This window comes from Caballeronia sp. LZ028, from assembly GCF_031451415.1.
GTDB lineage: Bacteria > Pseudomonadota > Gammaproteobacteria > Burkholderiales > Burkholderiaceae > Caballeronia > Caballeronia zhejiangensis.
This window is the reverse complement of the sequence record NZ_JARUXN010000001.1, coordinates 516,008-542,079: the sequence shown is the minus strand read 5'-3', so window position 1 is coordinate 542,079 and position 26,072 is coordinate 516,008. Positions and strand designations below refer to the sequence as shown.

The window sequence follows — 26,072 nt, the reverse complement described above, 5'->3', positions numbered from 1 at the left end:
CGATCCGTTCGCAAGAACGGTCGACGTGACCCGCCGGCGCGCAAGCCCCGGCGGGTTTTTTTTCGTTCTACAAGACTCGACATGATCAAGCTGATCGTCGGCCTGGGCAATCCGGGCGCCGAATACACGGCGACGCGGCATAACGCGGGCTTCTGGTTCGTCGACCAGTTCGCACGCGACGCCGGCGCCACGTTGCGCGAAGAGCGCCGTTTCCACGGTTTCTACGGCAAGGGACGTCTGCACGGCCACGAAGTGCATCTGCTCGAACCGCAGACGTTCATGAATCGCTCAGGGCAATCGGTCGTTGCGCTCGCGCAGTTCTTCAAGATTCTCCCCGACGAAATTCTCGTCGCGCACGACGAACTCGATCTTCCGCCCGGCACCGTCAAGATGAAGCTCGGCGGCGGCAGCGGCGGACACAACGGCCTGAAGGACATCTCCGCGCATCTTTCGTCGCAGCAGTACTGGCGGCTGCGCATCGGGATCGGGCATCCGCGTGATCTGATTCCCGAAGGCGCGCGCGCGGGCGCGAAACCCGATGTCGCGAACTTCGTCCTCAAGCCGCCGCGCCGCGAGGAACAGGACGTGATCGATCAGTCGATCGAGCGCGCGCTCGCCGTGATGCCGTTCGTCGTCGCAGGCGAAACCGAGCGTGCGATGATGAACCTGCACCGCAATTCTTGATTTGGAGCCGACAGTGAGCCGTTTCTGGAGCGATATCGTCCATCGTTTGACGCCGTATGTGCCGGGCGAGCAGCCCGCGCTGGCGCATCCCGTCAAGCTGAACACCAACGAGAATCCGTATCCGCCGTCGCCGCGCGTCGTCGATGCAATCCGCCACGAGCTCGGCGCGGACGGCGCGTCGCTGCGCAAATATCCGGATCCGACCGCGCGTGCATTGCGCGAGGCCGTCGCGAACCATCACGGATTGCGCATCGAGCAGGTTTTCGCGGGCAACGGTTCGGACGAAGTGCTCGCGCACGCGTTCCAGGCGCTGCTCAGGCACGACAAGCCGATCCGCTTTCCCGACATAACCTACAGCTTTTATCCCGTGTACGCGCAGCTTTACGGCGTCGAATACGAGACCGTGCCGCTGAACGCCGATTTCGCCATCGATGTCGACGATTACCGCGCGCCATGCGGCGGCGTGCTGCTGCCGAATCCGAATGCGCCGACGGGCCGCGCCCTGCCGCTGTCGGAAATCGAAGTGCTGCTGAAGGCGAATCCGGATGCACCCGTCATCATCGATGAAGCGTATGTGGACTTCGGCGCGGAATCGGCCGTGAATCTGATCGACGCCTATCCGAACCTGCTCGTCGTGCAGACGACGTCGAAAGCGCGTTCGCTGGCGGGTATGCGCGTCGGCTTTGCGTTCGGCGATCCGGCGCTCATCGAGGCGCTCACGCGCGTGAAGGACAGCTTCAATTCGTATCCGCTCGACCGCCTCGCGCAAGTCGCGGCAATCGCGTCGTACGAAGATCAGGCGTGGTTCGAGGAGGGTTGCGCGAAGGTGATCGCGAGCCGCGAGAAGTTGAGCGCGCAGCTACAGACGCTTGGATTCGATGTCGTTCCGTCCGCAGCCAACTTCGTCTTCGCGAAACATCCCGCGCACGATGCCGCGACGCTCGCCGCGGCGCTAAAGTCGAAGGAAATTTTCGTGCGCCACTTCAAACTGCCGCGCATCGATCAGCATCTGCGCATTTCCATCGGCACGCCGGCCGAATGCGATGCGCTCGTCGCTGCATTGACGGAGATCGTCGCTTAGGAATTGCCCTTCGCGGCCATCAGCGCGTGGTACTTGGCCATCAACTGTTCGGGCGATTCGGCGTGCGCCGGATCGCGCGGAATGCATTCCACCGGGCACACTTGCTGGCACTGCGGCTCGTCGAAATGGCCGACGCATTCCGTGCATTTGTTCGGGTCGATGACGTAAATCTCGGGACCCATCGAAATTGCGTCGTTCGGGCACTCGGGCTCGCAAACGTCGCAGTTGATGCACTCGTCGGTAATGATCAGGGACATGCTTCACTCTCTTCTTGCCGGATGGCTTCCGGCATAAACCCGCGCACCTTCGCAGATAAGTGCGCGGGCCCGGCGTCTCAAGGCGCCGCCGGATCTTTCTGCGTCTGCTCGCCGACCTTGTCCATCAACCGCTTTTCCACCGACGGGAACACGAACTTGCTCACGTCGCCGCCAAGCTGCGCGATCTCGCGCACGATGGTGCCGGAGATGAACTGATATTGATCGGACGGCGTCATGAACATCGTCTCGACATCGGGCAGCAGATAGCGGTTCATCCCGGCCATCTGGAATTCATACTCGAAATCGGAGACGGCGCGCAATCCGCGCACGATCACGCGCGCGTTGTTCTTACGCACGAAATCCTTCAATAGCCCGGTGAAACTGCTCACCTGCACGTTCGGATAATGCCCGAGGACCTCGTGCGCGATATCGAGCCGTTCCTGCAGCGAGAAAAACGGCTTCTTCGCGCGGCTGTCCGCGACGCCCACGACGAGCTGATCGAAAATGCTCGATGCGCGCCGCACGATGTCTTCATGCCCGCGGGTGAGCGGGTCGAACGTACCCGGATACACGGCGACAACCATGAGCTTCTCCTCTTCTATTTACACTGGGCCGCGTGGCTGCGACGACCAGCTCTGCCTCGTTTCCCGCGAAATCGGCTGCGTCGAAATCGGGAACGCGCATTATTCCTCATTTTCGCGGCGCAGCAAATGATAGCGGACGGCGCCCGCCTTGCCCTCGCGCACGACGCTCCAGCCGGCGAGCGCATCGATGCCGGACATGTCCAGCGCATCGCCGCATTCGACGTAAATCGCGCCATCGGGCGAAGCGAGCGGCGCCGTCAGTTCGAGCGCGCGCAATAGCAACGCGTGATCGCCGAAAGGCGGATCGAGAAAGATCACGTCGAACGAACCGGGCGCGAGGCTCGCGACGAGCCGCAGCGCATCGGCCTCCGCGATCTCGATGTTGCGCGCGCCGAGCTTGGCCTGATTTGCGCGGATCTGAGCGGCCGCCTTCGCGCTTCGTTCGATCATCAGCACGCGCGCCGCGCCGCGCGACGCGGCTTCGAAACCGAGCGCGCCGCTACCGGCGAACATGTCGAGACAACGTTGTCCGGAGAGATCCTGGCCGAGCCAGTTGAAGAGGGTCTCACGCACGCGATCCGGCGTGGGCCGAAGGCCATCGAGATCGAGCACGGGCAGCGGCGTGCGCTTCCAGTCTCCGCCGATGATGCGGATCGTGTGCGGTTTGCCGCCGCGCGATGGCGTGTGGCTGGTCAGGGCGGAGCGGGTAGCGGACGAGCGAGGCATAAAAGGAAGGTGGGAGTCGGGCGCGCCGGCGTGTTTTTGCTTGAGATCGGATGGCGCGAGCAATGAAAGCCAACGTTACCACACGCACGCCATGACGGGAGCCGCACGGGCGCGCGCGGCAGCGCCTGATAAAATATGCCGCTTCCATCCCATCGCGCGGGCCTCGCGCAAAAACGACTCGAAAGCGCGCACAGGGCCATCGGATCACGCGCGCATCATCGTCACACATCCATGTTCAGCTTCTTCAAGAAATTCAAAAAGCCGGCTGATGCGCCGCTCGACGCGCCTCAGGACGAATCCGTCGAGGCGGCCGAAGACGAAGAAATCTCCGACGCCGAGCTGGAACGTCAGGCGCTTTCCGCCGAAACGCCGTCGGAGCAAGTGCAGCCGGAGGAACCGGCGCCCGCGGAACCCGTCGCTCCCGCTGCGCCCACGCCGCCCGCCGCACCGCCCTCGGAGGAATCGAAGGAATACTGGCAAGGGCGCACGCAATCGCAATGGGCGCGCGGCCCAGAGACGGATCAGGCGAGCGAGGAAGTCGTGCCGCCGCCGACGCTCGATGCGGCCGCGAAAAAATCGTGGATCTCGCGTCTGCGGCACGGTCTTTCGAAGACGAGCTCCAATCTGACGGGGATTTTCGTCAGCGCGAAGATCGACGAGGATCTCTACGAAGAGCTCGAAACCGCGCTGCTCATGTCCGACGCCGGCGTCGATGCAACGGAATTCCTGCTCGAATCACTGCGCGAGAAGGTGCGCGCGGAACGCCTGACGGACGCCTCGCAGGTCAAGAAGGCGCTGCGCGAACTGCTCGTCGATCTGCTGCGCCCGCTCGAGAAATCGCTGATGCTCGGACGCGCGCAACCGCTCGTCATCATGATCGCGGGCGTGAACGGCGTCGGCAAGACGACGAGCATCGGCAAGCTGGCGAAGCATTTGCAGCGCTTCAATCAGTCGGTGATGCTCGCCGCCGGCGACACGTTCCGCGCCGCCGCGCGCGAACAGCTGACGGTCTGGGGCGAGCGCAACAACGTGACGGTGATCGCGCAGGAAAGCGGCGACGCCGCCGCCGTGATCTACGACGCGGTCGGCGCGGCGCGCGCACGCAAGATCGACGTGATGATGGCCGACACCGCCGGACGTCTGCCGACGCAATTGCATCTGATGGAAGAGCTGCGCAAGGTGCGCCGAGTGATCGCGAAGGCAATGCCCGATGCGCCGCACGAAGTGCTGCTCGTCATCGACGCGAACACGGGTCAGAACGCGCTCGCGCAGGTCAAGGCGTTCGACGACGCGCTCGGTCTCACCGGCCTCGTCGTCACGAAACTCGACGGCACCGCGAAGGGCGGCATTCTCGCGGCCATCGCGCGTCAGCGGCCGGTGCCGGTGTATTTCATCGGCGTGGGAGAGAAAGTCGAGGACTTGCAGCCGTTCAGCGCCGAAGAATTCGCCGACGCGTTGCTCGGCTGAACGTGAAACGAGCGCCCGCGTGGCGCTCTTTTTTATCGCGCGAAGAGCAAGGAAGCCGCGATCCACCACATCACGCAGCCGACGATCACATCGAGCACGCGCCACGACACGTCTTTCTCGAACCACGGTTCCAGAAGACGCGCGCCGTAGCCGAGCGCCGTGAACCAGACGATCGACGAAGACATCGCGCCGGCCGCGAACCACGCGTCGCCCGGCCAGCCGCGTTGCGCGCCGATGCCGCCGAGCAGCACGACGGTATCGAGATAAACGTGCGGATTGAGCAGCGACAAGGCGAGCACCGTGGATGCCGCGCCCACCGCCGTCTGCGAATCGCCATCCGATGCGTCCAGATGCCCCGGCCCGCGCCACGCCGCGATGAACGCGCGCAAGCCGTACAGGAACACGAAGATCGCGCCGGCCCAGCGGATCACGTCGAGCAGGACGGGCGCACGCGAAATGAGCGCCCCCATGCCGCCGACGCCGAGCCCGATCAACATCACGTCGATGAACGCGCAGATCGACACGACGATTCCTACGTGACGTCGCTTCAAACCCTGCCGCAACACGAAGGCGTTCTGCGCGCCGATCGCGACGATCAGGCTCGCGCCCAATCCCGCCCCCGACAGAAAGCTCGGGAAATCGGCCGTCATTCGGCGTCCGGTTGCTGCGCGGGAGCGGCCCGCGCGAAGGCGTCGATCGTGCTGGCGTGATCGGCGATGCGCGAAATCGTCGGATAAGCGCTCACGTCGATGCCGAAGCGCCGCGCGTTGAACACCTGCGGCACGATGCACAGATCGGCAACGGTCGGCGTGTCGCCGAACGTGAGCGCGCCGACGCGCCTGTCGGCGGCCAGCCGCGTTTCGAGCGACGTGAAACCCATCTCGACCCAATGCCGATACCACGCGTCCTTCACGTCATCCGGCACCTTCACCTGATGCTTCAGGTACTTGAGCACGCGCAAATTGTCGAGCGGATGAATCTCGCACGCGACCTGCATCGCGACCGAACGCACGAAGGCGCGATCGGACGGATTCTTCGGCAGGAGCGCCGGCTCGGGATGCGTCTCCTCGAGATACTCGATGATCGCGAGCGACTGCGTGAGAACGTCGTCGCCATCGACGAGCGCCGGCACAATGCCGTCCGGATTCACCGCGCGATATTCGGGCTTCAACTGCTGGCCGCCGTCGCGCAGCAAATGCACGCCCTCGTACTCGTAATCGAGCCCCTTCAGATTCAGCGCGATACGCACGCGATACGCCGCCGAGCTGCGGAAATAGCTGTAGAGCTTCATGGTCGCGGACTCAGACGACGCGCACGGAGAATTCGCCGATGCCGTCGACGCCGCCCTTCAGCACGTCCCCCTTCACGACCGCGCCGACGCCTTCGGGCGTGCCGGTGAAGATGAGATCGCCGGGGAAGAGTTCGAAGAGCGTCGACAGATACGCGACCGTCTCGCCGACCGACCAGATCAGTTGCGAGATGTCCGAGCGCTGCTTTTCCTCGCCGTTGACCGTCAGCCAGATCGCGCTCTTTTCCAGATGCCCGACCTTCGATACGGGATGAATCGGGCCGATCGGCGCGGAGCGGTCGAAACCCTTCGCCGTGTCCCACGGACGGCCGAGCTTCTTCGCTTCGGCTTGCAGGTCACGGCGCGTCATGTCGAGCCCGAGCGCGTAGCCGTAGACGTAGTCCAGCGCCTTATCGGCGGGAATGTCCTTGCCCTGCTTGCCGATCGCGGCGACGAGTTCCATCTCGAAGTGCAGATTCTTCGTCTGCGACGGATACGGGAATTCCGCCGTCGAGCCCGGCGCAACGTTCAGCACGGCATCGGCGGGCTTGCTGAAGAAGAACGGCGGCTCGCGATCCGGATCGTGGCCCATTTCGCGCGCATGGGCTTCGTAGTTTCGCCCGACGCAGTAGATGCGGCGCACGGGAAACTGCTCGTTCGAACCATCGACGGGCACGGCTGCTGCCGGCGCCGGAGGAAACACATAACTCATCCCGCTCTCCTGATGCTGTTTTGATTTGCAGATTTCCGGACGAATGCGTCGGCGTTCACGGCCGGCGAGAACAAGGAGTGTAACGTGCGCGCACAAATCGTGGCGAAGCTTGTCGGGCTTGGCTCAGCGAGCTTTCGACCGGCCTTCGGAGCTGCGGCTGGCGCGGTGGTTTTAGTAAGCATCGGCGGAAAAGCGCGCGAAACGTTCGATGGGCAAACCTTGCCAGCGCTCCTCAAATGCGGTACTCAATAGCATTCCTGCACCTTAAAAAGCGCAACGGCATCGCTCAGATTACGGAATTGAGCGCCCGATCGCGCACCTCTCCGATGACCGACTCTGCTTCCCCCACTTTCGCCTGCGCACGCTACATCAAGGAAATCGGCCGCGGGCCGAATGGCGCGCGCGCACTTTCGCACGAGGATACTTACGCGCTCTACGAAGCGATGCTCGACGATCGCGTGCCCGAACTCGAACTGGGCGCGGTGCTGCTGGCCTATCGCGTCAAGGGCGAAACCGCCGCCGAGCTTGCCGCGATGCTTTCCGCCGCGCATCGCTCGTTCGAGCCGCTGCATGTCCAGGATGGCCGCGAGCACGCACGGCCCGTCTCGATCCCGAGCTACAACGGCGCACGCAAGACGCCCAATCTCGTGCCGCTCCTGTCGCTGCTGCTCGCGCGCGAAGGCGTACCGGTCCTGGTGCACGGTGTCACCGGCGATCCCGGCCGCGTGACGAGCGCCGAAATCTTCGCCGAACTGGGCATCGCGCACGCGGCTTCGCACGATGAAATCGAAGACAGCCTCGCCTCGCGCCGCCTCTCCTTCGCGCCGATCACCGTGCTCGCGCCGAAGCTCGCGCGATTGCTCGCGCTCAGACGCCGCATGGGCGTGCGCAATTCGACACATACGCTCGTGAAGATCCTTCAACCGTTCGCGGACCCGGGCGTGCGGCTCGTCAACTACACGCATCCCGAATATCGCGAGAGTCTCACCGGGCTTTTCACCGCGCATCCGGACGCAGCGGCGGGCGGCGCACTGCTCGCGCGCGGCACGGAAGGCGAAGCCGTCGCGGACACGCGCCGCCAGGTGCAGGTCGACTGGTTTCACGACGGCCACGCCGAAACGCTGATCGCGCCCGAGCATTCGCAGCCGGACGCCCCGCGTGTCGAGCTGCCCGAGACGCTCGACGCCGCGACCACCGCGCGCTGGATCGAATCCGTGCTGCGCGGCGATGTGCCGGTGCCGCCCGCGGTCGCGCGCCAGGTTGAAGTCATCGCCAATGTGGTGCGCAAGCCGGTCGCCGGTCAGGAAAATCCCGTTTGACACACTATTCAACGCTGGTTTAAAGTCGAACGCATGCGCTTGACCCAGTTTTCCTCCCTCCGAATTATTTCGGGCCGCCTAGCGCGGCCCCTATCGCTACGTCTAGCGTAAGTCGCCAGACGTAGCGCCGTGCGTTCGCAAGTCGCGCGGTCCTCCAGAAGTTTCCCGCAGTACCTTTTCTTACCAACCTGTAGTCGTCAGCTTTTCGTTCGCGCATCCCGCGAAACGGAAACGCGAGGGTCACATGCACGCTGCTTCGCGCACGTTCACGTTGGTCGCAGGCGTCACCATCGCCGGTGATTCGTGTGAACGCGCGCGCCGCCCGGTCTTACGTGCATGCCGCCACGCCCGGCCAGCCGCCGGACACGGCCTCTCTCGCAGACGCTACGCAAACCGTCCGAAGAGAGATCGACGATCATGATGCCGAACCCCGCCGAGAAATACCGTCCGTTTCCGCAAGTCCGTCTGAATGGCCGCCGCTGGCCGAACCGCACGATCGAAAAAGCGCCCGTCTGGATGAGCACCGATCTGCGCGACGGCAACCAGTCGCTCATCGAGCCGATGAGCATCGCAGCGAAGCTCGAGTTCTTCGAGATGCTGGTGAAAATCGGGTTCAAGGAAATCGAGGTGGGCTTCCCGTCGGCATCGCAGACGGATTTCGACTTCGTGCGCAAGCTGATCGACGAAAAGCGCATTCCGGACGACGTGACCATCGAAGTGCTCGTGCAGTCGCGCCGCGAACTGATCGAGCGCACGTTCGAAGCGGTGGAAGGTGCGAGCAAGGTTATCGTGCATCTCTATAACGCGATCGCGCCGTCGTTCCGCAAGATCGTGTTCAACCAGTCGAAGGACGAAGTGAAGGCGCTGGCGGTCGAAGGCACGCGCATCATCAAGGAATGCGCGGCGGCGCGGCCGGACACGCACTGGATCTATCAGTACTCGCCCGAAACCTTCAGCATGACGGAGCTGTCGTTCGCACGCGAAGTCTGCGATGCCGTCGCGCAAATGTGGCGTCCGACGCCCGATCACAAAATGATCGTGAATCTGCCCGCGACCGTCGAAGCGGCAACGCCCAACGTCTTCGCCGATCAGATCGAGTGGATGGACCGCAACATGGGCTTTCGCGACAGCATCGTGCTGTCGGTGCATCCGCATAACGATCGCGGCACGGCCGTCGCGGCGGCGGAAATGGCGTTGCTCGCTGGCGCGGATCGCATCGAAGGCTGCCTCTTCGGCAACGGCGAGCGCACCGGCAATGTCGATCTCGTGACGCTCGCGATGAATCTTTACACGCAAGGCGTCGATCCGGGCCTCGATTTTTCCGATATCGACGCCGTGCGCCGCGTCGTCGAGCGCTGCAATCAGATTCCGGTGCATCCACGCCATCCGTACGCGGGCGATCTCGTGTTCACCGCGTTTTCGGGTTCGCATCAGGACGCGATCCGCAAGGGCTTCGCGCAGCGCGTGCCGGGCACGGTGTGGGAAGTGCCCTATCTGCCGATCGATCCGGCCGATCTCGGCCGCAGCTACGACGCCGTGATCCGCGTGAACAGCCAGTCCGGAAAGGGCGGTTCGACGTATCTGCTCGAACGCGGTCTCGGCTTCACGCCGCCGCGCCGCGTGCAGATCGAATTCAGCCACGCCGTCCAGAAAGTCACCGATGCATCCGGCGCGGAAATCAGCGGCGAAGCGATCTGCGAGCTCTTCAAGCGCGAGTATTTCGATGCGGGCGGGCCGGTATCGCGCATCGACGTTTCGACGCTTACGGTATTCGAAAGGCGCGTCGCATTACCGGCCGTAGTGGCTGCGACGAGCGGCGACGCTCACGCGCAGGCGGTCGCCGCCGCGCTCGGCGTGGACGCGAGCGTGAACTGGTTCGAGACGTCCGCGACGGCGAACGGCGACACGGCGGCGTTCGTCGGCTGTCGTGTCGGAGACGGGCCGACGCGCTTCGGCGTCGCGGTGCATGCGAATCCGGCGCTCGCGGTCGCCGATGCCGTCGTGAGCGCGGTCAACCGCTCCGGGCGCGTCGTGGACAACCTGCGGCAAGACGAAGCCGTGGAAGCGTGATGGGCGGCGCGCGTGGCTATTCGAGCGCCACGCGCGTCGCCTGCAGGGCGAGCAGCTGCCATTGGCCTTCGGTCTGCACATGGACGGCGGTGTAGGCGATCGGAAACAGCAGCGCGCCGTTCTTCGATTCCATCTCGATCAGCGCACGGCCCGACACGAGGCACGTATCGCGGCCGGCGGGCAGCACATCCTGCGACTGAATTTCGATCTGCCGATAGCGGCGGCGGCCCGCGGTGATCGCGTCGATGAACTGGCGCTTCGTCTCCCGCTTGCCGTTCGTGTGGACGTAGCTGACGTTCTCGGCCAGCAGCGCGTCCAGCGCCGGGCCGTCGCCCTCGACCATGGCACGGAAGCGATCGCGCTCGAGGCCGCGGATGGCCTCAATGGTTTTTGCCGGCATCTGTCGATTCCCCTTGTGTCGAGGAACCGATGCGCCGGCGCCTCGTCAGAAGTTGTATTGCAGATATAGCTGGCTGAAATTTATACCAGGATTCGGCTCTTTGATACCGCCGTTCGACAGATGCTGAAAGCGAAATCCCGCTTGATAGCTCTGCTTCGACCCGAAGATCATGCCGACGCCCACCATGTCCGCGAACTGGAACGCCGACCCGACGCTGAAATCCTCGGTGATGCGCGTGTGCGAGAGCAGCCGCACGCCGACGCCCGCCTCGATGAACGGCCGGAAGTAGCCCGAGCTCTTCACGAAGCGCAGCACTGGCGTAATGCCGAATTCCCATATGTTCGGATGCACGGCGTTGTCCTCGGTCGTGTGCCAGTAGGACACGTGGCCTTCGCCGATGAGCGTGAAGTGAAAACCACCGATCTCCCACCAGGTGAGGCCCGGATCCCAGGACAGGCCGAGATCGGCCTTCTTGATGTCGTGGTCGGCGACGCCGCCGGCGATCTGGACACCGAATCGGTCGGCATGAGCCGCCGCCGACGCGAGACCCAATGCAGTACAAACCGCCACGCGCGCTAGCGGGCGGGGCCACGAACTCTTGTTTTTATGCATTTGCACCCCAATTTGCTCGGATAGCGGGTGTGTTTCGTAAATTGCTGTCGCTTGGCGATTCTAGTGACGTTTTAAAACATTTGCAGAAATCGCATCAGCGCGCCCCCGTTTGTAGAATTTCTGATCGCGACAGTGGGCAAGTAAGGTAAATCATGCGAAAACGTTTCAGCCTCCGGTAGTTTCTTCCGCTGCTCGCGCAACAGTCCGTCCTATTGGACCCGCAAATTCGATAGTTTTTGTGGGAACTCCCACATTCCCCTCTGCTCTAACACTTAGCACTCGATGGACTGGAGTGCTAATATCGTGTCTGACTTGCCGCGGTCGTTAAGCGGCACGTGAATTGTTGATAAGGAGCTTATGAGCGTGACCAATGCGATGACCCTTCCGAATGTTGTGAGCTCGGCACCTGCCAAGGCATCTTCGGCAGGCGCGCTGACGTACGCACAGTCGTCGATGCTGACCGGCCAGATCGGCAACATCGATTCATACATACAAGCAGTGAACCGTATTCCGATGCTTTCGCAGGCGGAGGAACGACAGTACGCCACCGAATTCCGCGAGCAGGGCAACCTGAACGCCGCGCGCCAGCTGGTGCTTTCGCACCTGCGCCTCGTCGTGTCGATCGCCCGTAACTATCTCGGTTACGGCTTGCCGCACGCCGACCTGATCCAGGAAGGCAACATCGGTCTGATGAAAGCGGTGAAGCGCTTCGACCCAGAGCAAAACGTGCGCCTGGTGTCGTATGCGATGCACTGGATCAAGGCCGAGATTCACGAGTACATCCTGCGCAACTGGCGCATGGTGAAGGTCGCGACGACCAAGGCGCAGCGCAAGCTGTTCTTCAATCTGCGCAGTCACAAGACCAGCCATTCGGCGTTCACGCCGGACGAGATCGAAGGTCTCGCGAGCGAGCTGAACGTAAAGCGCGAGGAAGTCGCGGAGATGGAAACGCGCTTGTCGGGCGGCGATATCGCGCTCGAAGGCCAGGTCGAGGATGGCGAGGAAGCGTACGCGCCCATCGCCTATCTGGCCGACTCGCACAACGAGCCGACTAACGTCATCGCCGCGCGGCAGCACGACAGGCTGCAAAGCGACGGCCTCGCCGATGCACTCGAATCGCTCGACGAACGCAGCCGCCGCATCATCAAGGCGCGCTGGCTCGACGTGCAGGACGACGGCTCGGGCGGCAAGACGCTGCATGAACTGGCCGACGAGTTCGGCGTCTCGGCGGAGCGCATTCGCCAGATCGAGGCGAGCGCGATGAAGAAGATGCGCTCGGCGTTGCATGACTACGCGTAACAATTGACTGTGCCATTGCAGAAATTGCAAAGCCCGCCGTCGACGAGACGGCGGGCTTTTTCTTTGGCACTTCGCTGAAAACACAAACGGCGCCCACGGGCGCCGTTTGTTATCGAGCTTCGATTACCGCTTCAGGCAGGCATCGGTGCAGCGCCGCCGCCATTGCCGGACAAGCGCGTGGACAGTTGCGCCGCATAGCGCTGCGCCGCCGCGCCCACGACGATGTGGACCGTATCCGCCGACACCCACGCCACATCCAGCGACGACAAACGCTGACGATCCACCGACGACGGATCGCGCACGACCACGCGCAGGCGCGTCTGCGCAACCGCGTCGAGCGATACCACGTTGGTCGCGCCGCCGAACACCGCGAGCCAGCGGAACGGGTCCGGATCGAGCGGGCCGGGCGTCTGGTCGCCGCTCACCGCTGCCGCGACCGGTTGCGCCGGCGTCGACGATGCGGGCGTTGCGCCGCGCGTCGACGAATGCTCGAGTTCGCTGCGGATTTCATCGGCGATCAGATCGGCTTCCGGCCCGATGATCACCTGGACGTTGGTCGCGCCGCGCTTCAACACGCCGCGCGCGCCGATGCTCTTCAACTGCGGCTCCGACACCTTCTCCGAATCCACGACCGACAGACGCAGACGCGTCGTGCAGGCATCGACGAGCGTCAGATTGGATGCGCCGCCGAGCGCCGCGACGTACTTCGCAGCGCGCGTGTTCGACACGGCTGCTGCCGCGCCGGGCACGGGCGGAATCAGGCCGCCATCGACGGTTTGGGCCACGTCGGTTTCGGCGTCGGTCGTGGCCGGCTCGCGGCCCGGCGTCGCCATGTTGAACTTGCGGATAAAGAAGCGGAACAGGCCGTAATAGATGACGAAGTACACCGCACCGACCACGAGCGCCAGCCAGCCGCGCTGCGACAGACCGTAGTTCAGCACGTAGTCGATCGCGCCCGCCGAGAACGTGAAGCCCAGATGGATGCCGAGCGCCGAGCAGATGGCGAGCGACAGGCCCGTCAGCACTGCGTGGATGCCGTAGAGCACCGGAGCCAGGAACATGAACGAGTATTCGATCGGCTCGGTCACGCCCGTCAGGAATGCGGTCAGGGCCATGGAGAACAGCAGGCCGCCGACGATCGCGCGGCGCTCCTTCGGCGCTTCATGGAACATCGCGAGGCACGCGGCCGGGAGACCGAACATCATCACCGGGAAGAAGCCCGTCATGAAGCCGCCCGCCGTCTTGTCGCCCGCGAAGAAGCGATGCAGGTCGCCGTGCACGATCGCGCCGCCGTCGGGCGGCGTGAACGAGCCGAACACGAACCACGCGAGCGAGTTGATGATGTGATGCAGACCCGTAACCAGCAGGATGCGGTTCAGCACGCCGAACACGAAGGTGCCGAGCGCGCCGGCGGTCGTCAGCCAGTTGCCCGCGCCGTCGATGGCCGCCTGCACCGGCTGCCAGATGTAGCCGAAGACGATGCCGAGCACCAGACACGCGACGCCTGTCACGATCGGCACGAAGCGCTTGCCGCCGAAGAATGCCAGATACTCGGGCAGCTTGATGTCCTTGTATCGGTTATACAGATAGCCGGCCACCATACCGGCGATGATCCCCGACAGCACGCCCATGTTGAGCTTGTCGTTGATGTCCTTCATCACGGCCACTTCGATGAGGTAGCCGATCGCGCCGGCGAGACCCGCCGTGCCGTTGTTGTCCTTCGCGAAGCCCACCGCCACGCCGATCGCGAACAAGAGCGGCAGATTGGTGAAGATCGCGTCGCCGGCGTCCGCGATCATCTTGATGTTGAAGACATCGGGCTGGCCGAGACGCAAAAGCAGGCCGGCCACCGGTAGTACGGCGATCGGCAGCATCAGCGCGCGGCCTAGTCGCTGCATCTTTGCAAACGGGTTGGCGTCCATCGGGTTCTCCAAAAAATATAGGTCTTGTCTTTGCTGCTTCGGGGATTGCTGAAAAGGCATCCGTGAAGCCGGCTGCAGGGAAGACGTTCAGTCCTGCGGCCAGATTTCGCGGCTTGCCGCTCTTACTGCCTGAGCCGATTCGAGCGCGAGGCAATCCTCGGCGCGCTGACGGCACAGTTGGTAATCGAGATTGCGCACGCGTGCCTTGATGCCGGGCACCGACACCGGATCGACCGACAATTCCGTCACGCCGAGTCCGATGAGCAAGGGCGCCGCGACCGGATCGCCGCCTAGCGCGCCGCACACGCCGACCCACTTGCCGTGCTTCTCCGCGCCCTGCACCGCCGCCTTGATGAGACGCAGCACGGCCGGATGCAGGCCGTCGGATTGCGCGGCGAGATCGGGCTGGCAACGGTCCATCGCGAGCGTGTACTGCGTGAGATCGTTGGTGCCGATCGAGAGGAAATCGGCGTATTTCGCCAGTTGGTCGGCAAGCAGCGCCGCCGACGGCACTTCGATCATCACGCCCACTTCGACCGGATCGGTGCGGCCCGCTTCGCGCGCCAGTTCGTCGATGCGCGCACGCAAGCGCTGCAGTTCGCCGGAATCGGTGACCATCGGCAACAGGATTCGCAGCGCGCCCGCCGGCTTCACGGCGAGCAGGCCGCGCAACTGGTCATCGAGCAGATCGGGGCGCACTTGCGCGAGCCGGATGCCGCGCAGCCCGAGCGCCGGATTTTCCTCGGGCGGCAGCGTCAGATAATCGACTTCCTTGTCCGCGCCGACATCGAGCGTGCGGATGATCGCGGTGCGGCCCTGCAAGGCATCGACGATGCCCTGATAGCTTTGCGCGTGCTCCGCGACCGTCGGCGCCGACTGGCGATGAATGAACAGCAGTTCGGTGCGCAACAGTCCGACCGCATCGGCGCCGTTTTCGACGGCGGCTTTCGCGTCGTCGAGCGTCGCGATGTTCGCGGCGACTTCGATCGCGCGGCCATCCTTCGTCGATGCCGCTTCGCGCGACAGCTTGCGGTTCGCTTCACGCACGCCCGCGAGCCGCTCGCGCTCGTTGCGTGCGCGCTCGACGTCGAGCGCGGTCGGCGCATGCTCGATGCGTCCCGCCGATGCATCGACGACGACTTGCGTGCCTTCGGGAATCGCGTGCAGCGCATCGCCGATCGCGACGAGCGCCGGAATGCCGATCTGCCGCGCGATGATCGCCGCGTGCGAGGTCGCGCCGCCGCGCGCCATCACGAGCGCGGTGACGCGCGTGCGGTCGAGCGACGACAGATCCGACGGCGTGAATTCCGTGGCGGCGAGCACGGCTTCCTGAGGCAACTCGAGCGCCGCCGTGTTGTTGAGGCCGAGCGCGCGCAACACGCGCTTTTCGATGTCGCGAAGATCGGCCGCGCGCTCGGCGAGCAGTTCGTCCTGCACGTTCGAGAGCAGCGCGATCTGCGCGCGGATCGCCTCGCGCCATGCGAAGCCCGCGCTCTTGCCGAGGCTGATGAGATCGCGCGCGGCGTCGAGAAGCGTCGGATCTTCGAGCAGCACGCGATGCACCGCGAAAATGCCCGCTTCGCCGACCGCGCCGCGCTGCGACGCGGTACGCACGGTTTCGCCGAGTTCGGCATCGACCTGGGCGATGGCTTTATCGAGCGCGCGGCTTTCCGCCGCCGACGCGCCGCTCGCCTGTTCCGGCGGCACGATTTCCTGATCGTCCCAGCGCACCAGCTTGCCGATCGCGATGCCCGGCGCCGCGCACACGCCCGCGAGCGTGTTCGGCGGCAACGGCTCGCCCGTTCGCGTGGCTTGCACGACCGGCGCGGGCGACTTCTCGCGCGCGGGCGATTCTTCGACTTCGCCTTGCGCCGCGCGCAGCAATTCCACCGCGACCGCTTCGACCGCCTGTTGCGCCTGCACGCCGATGCCGACGAGCTCGATGGTCGCGCCCTCGCCCGCACCGAGGCCGAGCAGGCCGACGACGCTTTCCACCGGCGCCTTCTTGCCTTCGTAGCGCACTTCGACCTTCGCGTCGAAACCGCGGGAAGCTTCGCGTGCCCGCGCCGCCGGACGCGCATGGAGGCCGCCCGCATGGGAGAGCGTCAGGCTGCGGCGCGCTTCGTCGAGAACGACCGCGCCCGCGCGCGCCGTCTCGGCTTTCTCGCCGTCCTTGGCGCGCAGAACCAGCAGGCGCGAGCCCGCTTTCAGCACGCCGCGGCCGGCGCGATCGATGATATCGAAGGCATCGCCGTTGGCGATCGCGATTACCGAAACGAGGCTCGGCGCGTGCTGCGCGACGAAATCCGCATCGAACTCGATCAGCGGCTCGCCCGCGCGCACCGTCGCGCCTTGCTGGATCTTCGGCGTGAAGCCCTTGCCGCCCAGCTCGACCGTGTCGATGCCGATATGCACGAGAATCTCGGCGCCTTCCTTCGTGCGCAGCGTCACGGCGTGATGCGTGCGCGCCAGATGCGTGATGGTGCCGTCGCAGGGCGAGACGAGCACGTTATCGAGCGGATCGATGCCGATGCCGTCGCCGAACATGCCCTCGGCGAACACGGGATCCGGCACGTCGGCGAGCGGCACGACGGGACCGGTGAACGGCGCGAGCAGCACGACGTCGTTCGGGTTATCGATGGAATGGTTCAACAGTGACTCCTCGGCACGGCGCATCGGCTATCTCACTCAATGGGTTTCGGTGACCTTGTTCAGGTGGCGCGGCGCGTCGGGATTGCGCCCGCGCGCGGCGGCCAGACCCGCGGCCATCACGTAGAACGAAAGAATCGCGGCGATCGGATCGAGCGCGGGATGGTCCGTGGCGACGAGCGGCAGTTCCGCTTCGGCGACGTCGGCTGGGGCTGCGAGCAGCACGCGCGCGCCGCGGGCACGCATATCGGCGGCAAGCTGGATGAGACCCGCCTGCTCCGGCCCGCGCGGCGCGAACACGAGCAGCGGATAGTCGCGGTCGATGATCTCCATCGGACCGTGACGCACTTCTGCGCTGGAAAACGCTTCGGCCTGAATGCCCGACGTTTCCTTCAGCTTGAGCGCGGCTTCCTGCGCGATGGCGAGGCCGAGGCCGCGCCCGATCACGATCATGCGATCGACGCTCTTCAGTTCGTCGACGGCGCGCGTCCAGTCGAGCTTGCCGGCGGCGCGCAGCTTCTCGGGCAGCGAATCGAGCGCCTTCAGCAATTCGACGTCGCGCTGAACGTGCGCGATCACGATCGCGGAAAGCGACAGCATCGCGATATAGCTCTTGGTCGCGGCAACCGACAGTTCGGGACCGGCGAGCAGCGGCAGGAAGTATTCGCACGCGCTTTCGAGCGGCGAACCGGAGACGTTGACGGCCGCGACGGTGAACGCCCCCGCGTCGCGCAGCGCCTGCATGGTGCCGACGAGATCGGGGCTCTTGCCCGACTGCGAGAACGCGACGGCCAGTTGGCCCGAGACACGCAGCGGCGCCTGCTGCAACGTCGCGACGGACATCGGCAGCGATGCGACCGGCACGCCGATGCGGCTCATCGTCAGGCTTGCGAAATAACTGGCGGCGTGGTCGGAACTGCCACGCGCGACCGTGAGCGCGACATTGCGCGGCTGTTCCTTGAGCTTTTCCGCGAGTTCTTCGATGCGCGAGGTATCGGCGAGCTGGGCCGCGACGACGTCGGCGGACTCGAGCGCCTCATTAAGCATATTCGACAATTGATTCTCCTTCGACGTACGTGGCGGTCAGCGCGTGCTCCCGGTCGAGCACGACGAGATCGGCCCAAGCGCCGCGCGCGATGCGGCCGCGGTCTTCGAGTCCGAGATAGTCGGCGGGGAAACGCGACAGGCGATTCGAGACGTCCGCGAGCGGAATGCCTAGCGAGACGAGATTGCGCAGCGCCTGATCCATCGTCAGGGTGCTGCCGGCGAGCGTGCCGTCCGCGAGGCGCACACCGCCCATGCATTTGGTGACGTGCTGGCTGCCGAGGCGATATTCGCCGTCGGGCATACCGGCCGCCGAGGTGCTGTCGGTCACGACGTAGAGACGCGGAATCGCGCGCATCGCGGCCCGAATCGCGCCCGGATGAACGTGCAGCAGATCAGGAATCAGTTCCGCGTATTCGGCATGCGCGAGCGCCGCGCCAACCATGCCCGGGTCACGGTGATGCAGCGGCGACATTGCGTTGAACAGATGCGTGAAGCCGCGCGCGCCGTGCTTGAGCGCGTTCACGGCGTCGTCGTATGTGCCGAGCGAATGGCCGAGCTGCACACGCACGCCGCGCGCCGCGAGGTCGGAAATAATGTCGAGATGACCGGAGATTTCCGGCGCGATCGTGACGACGCGGATCGGCGCGAGATCGAGATACTTCAGCACTTCGTCGCGCACCGCGACGGCGGCCGCGTCCGGCTGCGCGCCGAGCTTGCCGGGATTGATGTACGGACCTTCCAGGTGCACGCCGAGCATGCGCGCGCCGCCCGCCGCGCGGTGTTTGGCCTGTTCGCCGAGACCCGCGACGACGCTCATGAGTTCGTCGCGCGGCGCGGTCATCGTGGTGGCGAGCAGGCTCGTCGTGCCGTGCTGCGCGTGCTGGCGGGCAACGGTGTCCGCCGCGTCGCCGCCTTCCATGATGTCGCGGCCGCCGCCGCCGTGAACGTGCAGATCGATAAAGCCCGGCAGGATGTAGGGCGCGTCGTTGGCGAGCGGATCGGCGATATGTCCTTCGAGCGCCGTCACGCGGCCGTTCTCGAAGCGGACCGTGCCGTGGATCCAGCCATCGGTCGTGAGTATGTTTCCTTTCAGCATGAATTTCTCTGGAAGTACGCGATGCATGGATGAGGTTCAGTGCCGTCCGCGCCGTGCTGCGAGCAGGCTTTCGTCGCGAAAGAAGCGAACGGCGTCCTTGGGTCCTCTCGTTCTCTGTTTGCTCTCTTGATGCGTCCGGATTAAGCGCGTCTGTGCCGACGCTTATCGATGCAGTTCCGCGACGAAGTCGTAGTAGTCGTCGCGACAGTAGGTGTCCGTCAATTCGATCGCGCGTTGATCCGCCGAATAGCCGATGCGTGTGATCACGAGCAGCGCTGCACGCGGCGCGACGCCCATGAGCCGCGCGATCTCCGCGCCGGCGTTCACCGCGCGAAAGTGCTGCAACGCGCGCACCACCGACAGCCCGCGCGCCTCCAGATACCGGTAGAGCGAAGCGCCGATCGCGAGTGGATCGGGCACCGCGGCGACCGGCAACGTTGAATGCTCGACCGCCATCACGATGCCGTCCGCGCGCCGCAACCGCTTCAGGCTTGCAACAGCCGCGCCCGGCGCCAGACCGAGGCGCACGGTTTCATCGCGATTCGCTGCGCGCAGTCCGCGTTCTAGCCAGATCGAATCGGGCGTGAAGCCGCGCTGCTCCATCTTTCGCGTGAAACCGGTGAGACGGGAAAGCGGATCTTCGACGCGCGGCGTGATGAAACTGCCCGCGCCTCGTACGCGCCGGATCAGGCCTTGCTCGACCAGCAGCGCGATGGCCTTTCTCGCGGTGATCCGCGACACGCCCACACCTTCCGACAACGTGCGCTCGGACGGCAGCGCCTCGCCAGCCGACCAGTTGCCCGCGTGGATCGCCGTGGCGAGGCGCGACGCCAACTGAAGATAGAGCGGCGTGTCGCTCCGCGCGTCGGGTGTCAGGTCCTGCCAGCGATGCTCCATCGAAAGCTCTCACCTCAGAAGTGGAGCCCATTATATAACCAACATAATACCAGTCAACGCTAAAGCGGCGTCTCAGGACGAACGTCAAATTTCTCGCTAAATCAATGAGTTAAAAAATGTTTAGCGGCTCGATTCGGAACATGTCTGCTATTGGGACTTACCCGTACACGTAGTCCACTTGCCGAATTGGTTCCTTAATTGCCTGATAACCCAATTTTCGGGCATTTTCGTATTCGCACGGTCGTTCTTCTTTGGCACAATGCATGTATTAATTCGGATTCACAATTAATTTCAACAAAACGAGAGACTAGAGCGATGGGCAGTTCCGATCCGAGCCGGGCCGTCGAAGCGGTGCGCCGTTTCAACCGTTTTTATGCACGCCATACCGGCGCACTCCACGAGCGGCTCCATAAAAGCTGCTTTTCGTTAACTGAAGTTCGCATCCTGCATGAGTTGGCGCAGGACCGGGCTGCCACGGCGGCCGATTTATCGCGCAACCTTGGACTTGATACGGGCTATCTCAGTCGCCTGATCAACAATTTCCAGAAGAACGGCCTCGTGGTACGGCGAAAGAACGAATCGGACGGCAGAGCGCATCTGCTTCATATCACGCCCGAAGCGAAAGCCCAGGTCGATGAGATCGATCTGCACGTATCGGCCGAGGCCGCCGCGCTGCTCAAGCGGCTGACCGCTGCCGAAATCGATCAGCTCTGCACGGCAATGGCGGACGTCGAGCGTCTGCTCTCGCCGCCGAACGCCGAAGGAGAAACGCGACTGCGCGGCCCGCGCGCCGGAGACTTCGGCTGGATGATCGAGCGCCAGGCGCATCTATATAGCGGCGAGCGGCCGAAGCTGGTCAGCGAGGCATGGGCGGCGAACATGGTCGCGAACTTTCTCGCGGAGATGCAGGCGAACACCCCGCGCATCGCGTGTTGGGTGGCGGAGCAGAACAACGCGACGCGCGTCGGTGCCGCGATACTTACTGCGGACTCCGAAAGCCGCGCACGCATCGACATGTTGTTCGTCGAACCGGGCGCGCGGCGTCGCGGACTCGGCGAGCGGCTCGTCGCGGCCTGCACGAACTTCGCGCACGGCGCTCGCTACGAACAGGTGATCTGCCGGCTGGACGAGCCCTACGAAGATTTCTGCGGACTCTTCATGCGAACCGGTTTCACGCCGGTGCAGGAGGGGAGCACGGGCATTCTTTGGCAGCGGCAGTTGCAGCAGATTTGCGTCGACTGATTGCTCCAAGGAAAACGGCGTCCCGCAGGACGCCGTTTCGAAACTCAAGCGATGACATTCAGAACGAAGGCACGACCGAGCCTTTGAACTCGCTCTTCAGGAACTGGCGGACATCTTCCGACTGGTAAGCCGCAACCAGCTTCTTCACCCACGGCTGATCCTTGTCCTTCGCGCGCACCGCGATCAGGTTCGCGTACGGGCTATGCACGTCTTCGAGCGCGATTGCGTCCTTCGTCGGCTGCAGGCCCGCGGCAAGCGCGAAGTTCGTGTTGATCGCGGCGGCATCGACGTCGGCGAGCGTGCGCGGCAATTGCGCGGCGTCGAGTTCGACGAGCTTGATCTTCTTCGGATTCTCCGCCACGTCGAGCGCCGTCGCGTTGTTGCCGTTCGCGCCCGCGCCCGCCTTCAGCTTGATGACGCCTTGCGCTTGCAGCAGCAACAGCGCGCGATTCTCGTTCGACGGATCGTTCGGCACCGCGACCTTCGCGCCTTGCGGGAGATCCTTGAGCGACTTCAGTTTCTTCGAATAGACCCCGAGCGGCGAGATATACGTCAGCCCCGCGTTGACGATCTTGTAGCCGCGCTGCTTGATCTGACTGTCGAGATACGGCTGATGCTGGAAACTGTTTGCGTCGAGATCGCCGGCGTCGAGCGCTGCGTTCGGCTGCACGTAGTCGTTGAACTCGATCACTTTCACGTTGAGCCCTTCGCGCTTCGCGACCTTCTGCACGACTTGCCAGATTTGCGCGTCAGGGCCGCTGATGGTGCCGACCTTGATCACCTTGTCGTCGGCGTGAGCGGCGAGGCTCGTGAACAACGCGGCGGAGGCCGCGACTGCGGTAATGGCTTTAAGCAAATTTCTGCGCTGCATGGTGTTCCTGTTTCGATGATGCGTGCTTGCTGGATTGCCTGATTCGTCTCCGATCGATGATCAGACCGGGTGACGGATGTTCGCACAGCATTGGTGCGACGTGAAATACAGATTGCTCATGTGAATATCCGCTGCCACGGGGTACGGCTAGAATCGACAACAGAACATCACAAATCTCGCGAGCCGGAGGCGCATCTCACCATGTACGTCATCAATCTTCGCTACACAGGCGCGCTTGCCGAGATCGACGACGCGCTCGACGCGCATCGCGCCTATCTCGAGCGCTATTTCGCGGCGGGCGTCTTCGTGATGGCGGGACCGAAGGTGCCGCGGGATGGCGGCGTCATCGTGGCGTCAGGCATCGAGCGCGATCGGCTAGATGCGATCGTCGCGGAAGATCCGTTCGCGCAGCAAGGGCTCGCGCACTACGACATCATCGAATTCAAGGCGACGCGGCTCGCGCCGGGTCTGAATCTGCCTGAGCCGTCGCTGGACGGCTGAAAAAGAAAAGTGGCCCGTTCGGGCCACTTTCGCGATCAGTCGATCAAGATCTTCAGGTCGTGAACCCACGGCTCGACGCCCTGCCCGTCGCGCGCGAAGAGACGCAGCTTGCCGTCCTTGTCGAACACGTAGCTCGCGGCGGTGTGATCCATCGTGTAGTCGTCGGGCGTCTTGCCCTGCGACTTCGCATAGTAGACGCGGAAGTCCTTGGCGAGCTTCGCGAGTTGCGCATCGTCGGCGGGCCGCAGACCGACATACGACGAGTTGAACGCCGCCACGTACTGACCGAGCAGATCGGGCGTGTCGCGCGCGGGGTCGACGGTGACCATCAGCACCTGCACGTCTTTCGCTTTGTCGCCGAGTTGCTGCATCGCTTGGGAGAGCTCGGCGAGCGTCGTCGGGCACACGTCGGGGCAATGCGTATAGCCGAAGAACAGCACCACGGCCTTGCCCTTGAAGTCCGCGAGCGTGCGCGTCTTGCCGTGCGTATCGGGCAAGGCGAAATCGCTGCCGAATTGCTTGTTCCCGGTGATGTCGAGATTCTTGAAATCCGGGGCTTTCTCGCACGCCGAAAGCAGCGCCGCGAAAAACAGCAGCGCGAAGATGCGACGAAGAATGGCCGTCATGCGCCGATCACCGTACGCACGTAGTGATCGACGAGCAGCGCGCCGAACAGCAGCGACAGGTACACGATCGAATAGCGGAAGGTCTTGCGCGCGAGCGCATCGGAATAGTCGCGATACATCTTCCACGCGTAGCCGATGAAACCCGCGCCGAGTGCGATCGCGCTCGCCAGATACACGACGCCGCTCATGCCGGAGATATACGGCATCAGCGTCACGGCGAACAGCACGAGGGTGTAGAGGAAGATGTTGAGCAGCGTGTACTTCTCGCCGTGGGTGATCGGCAACATCGGCAGGCCGGCGTTCTCGTAATCCTTGCGGCGATACAGCGCGAGCGCCCAGAAATGCGGCGGCGTCCACACGAAGATGATCAGCACGAGAATCCATGCGTCGCCGGGCACGTGTCCCGTGACCGCGGCCCAGCCGAGCGCCGGCGGCATTGCGCCCGACGCACCGCCGATCACGATGTTCTGCGGCGTGTAAGGCTTGAGCAGCAGCGTGTAGATGACCGCGTAGCCGACGAACGTGGCAATGGTGAGCCACATCGTGAGCGGATTGGTGAACGTGTAGAGCGTCCACATGCCGATGCCGCCGAGCAATGCGGAGAACGTCAAAATCTGCGTGGACGTGATCTGGCCGCGCGCGGACGGTCGCCACGCGGTGCGGCGCATTTTTGCATCGACTTTTTGCTCGACGAGACAATTGATTGCAAATGCCGCGCCGGCCAGCAACCAGATGCCGACGGCGCCGCCGATCAGCTTGTCCCACGGCACCATGCCGGGCGTGGACAGAAACATGCCGATGACGGCACAGAAAACGGCGAGCTGCGTGACGCGCGGCTTGGTCAGCGCGAGATACTGCGATGCGCGGCTGCCGAGTGGGGAGTTGAGTGTCGTGCTATCCATGATGTGGAGTCACGCTGAAACGACGTCGCGCGCGGGAACTGCGGCGCGGCCGGGACGGCTGGAAGAGATTCGAAAGTTTAGCATAACGAGTAGCAGCAACAGGATCGCGGCTCCGCCGTTGTGCGCCACCGCGACCGGCAACGGCCACTGCAGCACGATGTTCGACATGCCCGTCAGGAACTGAAGGACGATCATCAACAATACGCCGTTTGCGGGCTTTCGCAGCGATTCGAAACGTCGCAGTCTCAGCGCGAGCCACAGCAGATAAATCACGACGACGACCGCGAACGTGCGATGCGTCCAGTGAATCGCCACCAACGCGTCCTGCGAGATCACGTCACCGTCGCCGGTCATGCCGAGCGCGCGCCAGAGATGAAAGCCGTGCTCAAAATTCATTGGCGGAACCCACTGGCCGTTGCACAGCGGAAAGTCCGTGCACGCGAGCACCGCGTAATTCGTGCTGACCCAGCCGCCGAGCGCGATCTGCACGACGAGCACCAGCAAGCCGAATGCCGCGGCCGGCATCCAGCGCGCGGCGGCGGCATTCGAAACCGAGTCGAGCGATGGAATCGGCGTCATGCGCGCCGCCAGCCAGCCGAGCACGCCGAGCAGCGCGAGTCCGAGCAGCAGGTGCGTCGTGACGATCACCGGTTGCAGCTTCAGTGTGACGGTCCACGCGCCGAACGCGCCTTGCAGCAGGATAAGCAGCAGAATGCCCGTCGGCCACCACGGCGACACGTGCAGCGGACGCTTCTTGATGCGCGCCGTCCACGCGATGATCACCTGCGCGATGATGAGCACGCCGATCGCCATCGCGAAATAGCGATGCAGCATCTCGATCCACGCCTTCACCATGCTGACGGGACCGGTCGGCATCGCCTGATACGCGGCTGAAATCTGCGCATGGGCGATGAACGGCGACGACGTGCCGTAGCAGCCGGGCCAGTCCGGGCAGCCGAGGCCGGAATCGGTCAGACGCGTGAAGCCGCCGAACATGATGAGATCGAGCGTCAGGAAAGTGGTCAGCCAGACGAGTTTCCTGAACTTGTCGTCATCGGCCTTCACCCATACGTACGAGAGCGGCAGCAGCGCGATGCAGATGCCGATCAGGCCCAGTTGCAATACATAACTCATGTTTAACCTTCAAACCGCGTATTAGCCGCGCTTTAGCCGATGCGCGACCACTTCAGGAGCTTTGCCACATCCCCGTTGATCTTCTTCGGATCGGGATTTTTCGGGAAGCGCATCATCAGATTGCCGTTCGGATCGACGAGAAAGATGTGATCCGTGAGCTTTGTGCCGTCATTCACCGGCAGCCACGCCGCGATCGCCTTCTCGTCGGCGACGAGCATGCGCGTGTCCGGCTGCGGATACGCGGACTTGATGACGTCGGCGACCGGCTTGTCATCGGTGCGCAGCCACACGTTCACGACGCGCTCGCGCTCGGCGTTCTGCAACACGCGCACTTGTCGCATGAAATAGAGGCGCGTCGCGCATTGCTCGTCGCAGTCGCTGCCGTTGACGGTGATCATCAGCCATTTGCCTTCGAGCGACTTGAACGGCAGGGTCTGCCCTTTTTCATCGGTGACGACGAGCTGCGCCGGAATCGGGCGCTGCGGATCGATCAGCGTGCCGTAGCTCGATGTGCCGCCCGCGGGCTTGAACACGTAGTACATCAGATACGACGCGATCACCGGCGCCGCGCACACGAGCGCGAGCAGCAAAAGCATCCAGCGGCCGCTGATCCAGGAGCCTTTCTTCGCGTTTCCTTGCTGCGTGCGTGTCTTGTCGGTGGCAGCGGAGCGTTGTGATTGCATCGG

26 protein-coding genes are annotated in these 26,072 nt (G+C 63.9%); 8 read left to right on the top strand and 18 right to left on the bottom strand.

The window, feature by feature from the left end; all coding sequences use genetic code 11:
* Positions 1 to 81: 81 nt before the first annotated feature.
* Both pth and hisC read left to right on the top strand, forming a co-directional pair.
* Entirely contained in the window at positions 82 to 684 is a 603-nt protein-coding gene (gene pth, locus QCE58_RS02615) for an aminoacyl-tRNA hydrolase (protein ID WP_008351704.1), read from the top strand.
* Between the two features lie 13 nt (positions 685 to 697).
* Positions 698 to 1,765 carry a histidinol-phosphate transaminase gene (hisC, locus tag QCE58_RS02610; protein WP_250480246.1) on the top strand — a complete coding sequence of 356 codons (1,068 nt, stop codon included), beginning with the start codon at positions 698 to 700 and terminating at the stop codon, positions 1,763 to 1,765.
* Here hisC and QCE58_RS02605 read toward each other — a convergent pair.
* The 3 genes from QCE58_RS02605 to rsmD all read right to left on the bottom strand — a co-directional run bounded on the left by QCE58_RS02605 (position 1,762) and on the right by rsmD (position 3,332).
* Positions 1,762 to 2,022: a YfhL family 4Fe-4S dicluster ferredoxin gene (locus tag QCE58_RS02605; RefSeq protein WP_008351708.1), complete on the bottom strand. Its 261-nt coding sequence runs from the start codon at positions 2,020 to 2,022 to the stop codon at positions 1,762 to 1,764. The genes hisC and QCE58_RS02605 overlap by 4 nt on opposite strands.
* A gap of 77 nt (positions 2,023 to 2,099) precedes the next feature.
* Positions 2,100 to 2,606 carry a pantetheine-phosphate adenylyltransferase gene (coaD, locus tag QCE58_RS02600; protein WP_008351711.1) on the bottom strand — a complete coding sequence of 169 codons (507 nt, stop codon included), beginning with the start codon at positions 2,604 to 2,606 and terminating at the stop codon, positions 2,100 to 2,102.
* 99 nt (positions 2,607 to 2,705) lie between these two features.
* Complete coding sequence (rsmD, locus tag QCE58_RS02595; RefSeq protein ID WP_034470529.1) at positions 2,706 to 3,332, bottom strand: 16S rRNA (guanine(966)-N(2))-methyltransferase RsmD; 627 nt, start codon at positions 3,330 to 3,332, stop codon at positions 2,706 to 2,708.
* Between the two features lie 231 nt (positions 3,333 to 3,563).
* Here rsmD and ftsY point away from each other — a divergent pair, with 231 nt between their 5' ends.
* Positions 3,564 to 4,799 carry a signal recognition particle-docking protein FtsY gene (ftsY, locus tag QCE58_RS02590; protein ID WP_250433601.1) on the top strand — a complete coding sequence of 412 codons (1,236 nt, stop codon included), beginning with the start codon at positions 3,564 to 3,566 and terminating at the stop codon, positions 4,797 to 4,799.
* A 32-nt stretch (positions 4,800 to 4,831) separates the two neighbouring features.
* On the opposite strand, the gene QCE58_RS02585 is transcribed toward ftsY, so the two are convergent.
* Genes QCE58_RS02585 through QCE58_RS02575 form a run of 3 tightly spaced genes read right to left on the bottom strand, consistent with a single transcriptional unit; the run spans position 4,832 to position 6,799 of the window.
* On the bottom strand, positions 4,832 to 5,449 hold the full coding sequence (locus QCE58_RS02585; RefSeq protein WP_008351716.1) for a LysE/ArgO family amino acid transporter: 618 nt from the start codon (positions 5,447 to 5,449) through the stop codon (positions 4,832 to 4,834).
* Positions 5,446 to 6,090 carry a maleylacetoacetate isomerase gene (gene maiA / locus QCE58_RS02580; RefSeq protein WP_008351718.1) on the bottom strand — a complete coding sequence of 215 codons (645 nt, stop codon included), beginning with the start codon at positions 6,088 to 6,090 and terminating at the stop codon, positions 5,446 to 5,448. The genes QCE58_RS02585 and maiA overlap by 4 nt, the downstream gene beginning before the upstream one ends.
* Positions 6,091 to 6,100: 10 nt before the next feature.
* Positions 6,101 to 6,799, bottom strand: coding sequence for a fumarylacetoacetate hydrolase family protein (locus QCE58_RS02575; protein WP_008351720.1), 699 nt, complete (start codon positions 6,797 to 6,799; stop codon positions 6,101 to 6,103).
* Between the two features lie 326 nt (positions 6,800 to 7,125).
* Here QCE58_RS02575 and ybiB point away from each other — a divergent pair, with 326 nt between their 5' ends.
* Positions 7,126 to 8,118: a DNA-binding protein YbiB gene (ybiB, locus tag QCE58_RS02570; RefSeq protein WP_250480245.1), complete on the top strand. Its 993-nt coding sequence runs from the start codon at positions 7,126 to 7,128 to the stop codon at positions 8,116 to 8,118.
* A gap of 417 nt (positions 8,119 to 8,535) precedes the next feature.
* Entirely contained in the window at positions 8,536 to 10,188 is a 1,653-nt protein-coding gene (leuA, locus tag QCE58_RS02565) for a 2-isopropylmalate synthase (protein WP_250433599.1), read from the top strand.
* A 16-nt stretch (positions 10,189 to 10,204) separates the two neighbouring features.
* Here leuA and QCE58_RS02560 read toward each other — a convergent pair whose 3' ends face one another.
* Positions 10,205 to 10,588 carry a nuclear transport factor 2 family protein gene (locus QCE58_RS02560; protein ID WP_008351729.1) on the bottom strand — a complete coding sequence of 128 codons (384 nt, stop codon included), beginning with the start codon at positions 10,586 to 10,588 and terminating at the stop codon, positions 10,205 to 10,207.
* Between the two features lie 45 nt (positions 10,589 to 10,633).
* Complete coding sequence (locus tag QCE58_RS02555; RefSeq protein WP_034470522.1) at positions 10,634 to 11,200, bottom strand: acyloxyacyl hydrolase; 567 nt, start codon at positions 11,198 to 11,200, stop codon at positions 10,634 to 10,636.
* A 363-nt stretch (positions 11,201 to 11,563) separates the two neighbouring features.
* Between QCE58_RS02555 and rpoH the strand changes: the two genes are divergently transcribed.
* A complete protein-coding gene (gene rpoH / locus QCE58_RS02550) occupies positions 11,564 to 12,499 on the top strand; it encodes an RNA polymerase sigma factor RpoH (protein ID WP_008351733.1) in 936 nt (311 codons plus the stop codon).
* 131 nt (positions 12,500 to 12,630) lie between these two features.
* Here the strand turns inward: rpoH and nagE are convergent, their stop codons facing one another.
* The 5 genes from nagE to QCE58_RS02525 all read right to left on the bottom strand — a co-directional run bounded on the left by nagE (position 12,631) and on the right by QCE58_RS02525 (position 20,110).
* The gene (gene nagE / locus QCE58_RS02545) at positions 12,631 to 14,421 is read right to left on the bottom strand and encodes an N-acetylglucosamine-specific PTS transporter subunit IIBC (RefSeq protein ID WP_250480244.1); all 1,791 of its coding nucleotides are present in this window, start codon (positions 14,419 to 14,421) and stop codon (positions 12,631 to 12,633) included.
* A gap of 87 nt (positions 14,422 to 14,508) precedes the next feature.
* The gene (ptsP, locus tag QCE58_RS02540) at positions 14,509 to 17,097 is read right to left on the bottom strand and encodes a phosphoenolpyruvate--protein phosphotransferase (protein WP_250480243.1); all 2,589 of its coding nucleotides are present in this window, start codon (positions 17,095 to 17,097) and stop codon (positions 14,509 to 14,511) included.
* 12 nt (positions 17,098 to 17,109) lie between these two features.
* Positions 17,110 to 18,117, bottom strand: coding sequence for an SIS domain-containing protein (locus QCE58_RS02535; RefSeq protein ID WP_008351738.1), 1,008 nt, complete (start codon positions 18,115 to 18,117; stop codon positions 17,110 to 17,112).
* Positions 18,110 to 19,213, bottom strand: coding sequence for an N-acetylglucosamine-6-phosphate deacetylase (gene nagA / locus QCE58_RS02530; protein ID WP_008351739.1), 1,104 nt, complete (start codon positions 19,211 to 19,213; stop codon positions 18,110 to 18,112). Before nagA ends, QCE58_RS02535 begins: the two co-directional genes overlap by 8 nt.
* A gap of 162 nt (positions 19,214 to 19,375) precedes the next feature.
* Positions 19,376 to 20,110: a GntR family transcriptional regulator gene (locus QCE58_RS02525; RefSeq protein ID WP_008351740.1), complete on the bottom strand. Its 735-nt coding sequence runs from the start codon at positions 20,108 to 20,110 to the stop codon at positions 19,376 to 19,378.
* Positions 20,111 to 20,308: 198 nt separating this feature from the next.
* On the opposite strand from QCE58_RS02525, the gene QCE58_RS02520 reads away from it, so the two are divergent.
* Positions 20,309 to 21,352, top strand: a complete 1,044-nt coding sequence (locus QCE58_RS02520; protein WP_250520908.1) for a GNAT family N-acetyltransferase — start codon at positions 20,309 to 20,311, stop codon at positions 21,350 to 21,352.
* A 58-nt stretch (positions 21,353 to 21,410) separates the two neighbouring features.
* Here the strand turns inward: QCE58_RS02520 and QCE58_RS02515 are convergent, their stop codons facing one another.
* Positions 21,411 to 22,223: a MetQ/NlpA family ABC transporter substrate-binding protein gene (locus tag QCE58_RS02515; protein WP_008351742.1), complete on the bottom strand. Its 813-nt coding sequence runs from the start codon at positions 22,221 to 22,223 to the stop codon at positions 21,411 to 21,413.
* A gap of 201 nt (positions 22,224 to 22,424) precedes the next feature.
* Between QCE58_RS02515 and QCE58_RS02510 the strand changes: the two genes are divergently transcribed.
* Positions 22,425 to 22,724: a YciI family protein gene (locus QCE58_RS02510; protein WP_034470513.1), complete on the top strand. Its 300-nt coding sequence runs from the start codon at positions 22,425 to 22,427 to the stop codon at positions 22,722 to 22,724.
* A gap of 35 nt (positions 22,725 to 22,759) precedes the next feature.
* On the opposite strand, the gene QCE58_RS02505 is transcribed toward QCE58_RS02510, so the two are convergent.
* From QCE58_RS02505 to QCE58_RS02490, 4 genes are read right to left on the bottom strand one after another with little or no spacing between them, the layout of a single operon-like run.
* Positions 22,760 to 23,350 carry an SCO family protein gene (locus QCE58_RS02505; RefSeq protein ID WP_008351744.1) on the bottom strand — a complete coding sequence of 197 codons (591 nt, stop codon included), beginning with the start codon at positions 23,348 to 23,350 and terminating at the stop codon, positions 22,760 to 22,762.
* Complete coding sequence (gene cyoE / locus QCE58_RS02500) at positions 23,347 to 24,252, bottom strand: heme o synthase (protein ID WP_008351745.1); 906 nt, start codon at positions 24,250 to 24,252, stop codon at positions 23,347 to 23,349. Before cyoE ends, QCE58_RS02505 begins: the two co-directional genes overlap by 4 nt.
* 9 nt (positions 24,253 to 24,261) lie before the next feature.
* Complete coding sequence (locus tag QCE58_RS02495; protein WP_008351746.1) at positions 24,262 to 25,386, bottom strand: heme A synthase; 1,125 nt, start codon at positions 25,384 to 25,386, stop codon at positions 24,262 to 24,264.
* Positions 25,387 to 25,418: 32 nt separating this feature from the next.
* Positions 25,419 to 26,069, bottom strand: coding sequence for a cytochrome c oxidase subunit I (locus QCE58_RS02490; RefSeq protein ID WP_008351749.1), 651 nt, complete (start codon positions 26,067 to 26,069; stop codon positions 25,419 to 25,421).
* Positions 26,070 to 26,072 lie beyond the last annotated feature (3 nt).